Origin of the sequence: Pseudonocardia lutea, assembly GCF_042658055.1 — a bacterium.
Classification (GTDB): Bacteria; Actinomycetota; Actinomycetes; order Mycobacteriales; family Pseudonocardiaceae; genus Pseudonocardia; species Pseudonocardia lutea.
Genome location: NZ_JBHSQK010000132.1, coordinates 1 through 531, shown reverse-complemented (window position 1 = coordinate 531; position 531 = coordinate 1). Strand labels below are relative to the sequence as shown.

Below are 531 nucleotides of genomic sequence, written 5' to 3'. Positions count from 1 at the left end.
TGGTGAAGAAGGTTCGTGCTTGTGCTCCAGAAGCTGCATAGCCTGACGAAGGGAATCAATATGCTCATCTCGAGCCTTAACAGCCCCTTTAAGACCATCGTTTTCAGCTTCAAGTAAAGCGATTCTATGTTGTAAATCATGTAAACCAACGCTGTTAATACCTGTAGATTCCGCGTCACTTTTTACATCATATTTTACAGCATCGATTACACCATCAAGAGAACCAAACACTCTAATAAGCTCTGATGTATCAATAACTTTAATACCCTTCCCGTACTTTACAACAGAGGTGTAACTTAACTTACCACTGTTAATCATCTTGTAAATAGTAGGGCGACTAACCTTAACAAGCCGTGCTGCTTCACTAATAGACACTCTGGCCATCAGTTACCATCCTGTAATGCATCCAGTCTCGAGGACAGTGTACGGAAAAGATGCTCCGCATCATCGTGGAGTTTCTCACAAAGGTCGGCCTCAGCATCGAGATCAAGCTCGTTAAGCTTCTCCAGCAGGAGCAAAGACTGATTCTGG

At 43.3% G+C, this 531-nt stretch carries 2 protein-coding genes; both read right to left on the bottom strand.

The genetic code is table 11. The features are described 5' to 3' along the window. Positions 1 to 384, bottom strand: a 384-nt coding sequence (locus ACFQH9_RS31985) for a helix-turn-helix domain-containing protein (RefSeq protein ID WP_379572197.1), incomplete at its 3' end; no start/stop codon positions are given. Continuing rightward, the gene (locus ACFQH9_RS31980) at positions 384 to 518 is read right to left on the bottom strand and encodes a Rop family plasmid primer RNA-binding protein (protein WP_065807467.1); all 135 of its coding nucleotides are present in this window, start codon (positions 516 to 518) and stop codon (positions 384 to 386) included. The genes ACFQH9_RS31980 and ACFQH9_RS31985, both read right to left, overlap by 1 nt. Between the last annotated feature and the right edge of the window lie 13 nt (positions 519 to 531).